This is a genomic window from Serratia sp. CY52157 (assembly GCF_052168495.1).
GTDB lineage: Bacteria > Pseudomonadota > Gammaproteobacteria > Enterobacterales > Enterobacteriaceae > Serratia > Serratia ureilytica.
In genome coordinates, this window is sequence record NZ_JBJNMO010000023.1 from 1 (window position 1) to 505 (window position 505).

1 protein-coding gene is annotated in these 505 nt (G+C 70.1%); it reads left to right on the plus strand.

Annotation, left to right across the window (positions count from 1 at the left end; genetic code table 11):
- Positions 1-505, plus strand: a 505-nt coding sequence (locus ACJ8IP_RS24250; RefSeq protein WP_442524540.1) for an autotransporter outer membrane beta-barrel domain-containing protein, incomplete at both ends; no start/stop codon positions are given.

Genomic DNA, 505 nt, shown 5'->3' on the forward strand with positions numbered 1-505 from the left:
TGAACGTGGCGGGCAACGTCAGCTTCGAGCCGGGTTCGCGCTACGCGGTGGAAGTGGGGCCGAACGGCCAGAGCGATCGGATCCAGAGCAGCGGATCGGCGACGATCGGCGGCGGCGAGGTGGCGGTGACGCTGGAGAACAGCGCCAACCTGCTGACGCAAAGCGAGGTGCGCAGCCTGCTGGGCCAGCAGTACACCATCCTGAGCGCGCAGCAGGGGGTGAGCGGGCAGTTTGACGCGGTGGCGCCGAACTACCTGTTCCTCGGCACCGGGCTGAGCTACCAGCCGGCCGGGGTGACGCTGAGCGTCGGGCGCAACGGCACGAGCTTCGCCAGCGTGGCGCAGACGCCGAACGAGCGGGCGGTGGCGGCGGCGGCGGATGCGCTGGCGGCGGGCAACCCGGTGTACGAAAGCGTTCTTAACAGCGGCACGGCGGGCGAGGCGCGGCAGGCGTTCCGTCAGCTGTCGGGGCAAATCCATGCGGATATCGCGTCGGCGCTGGTGAA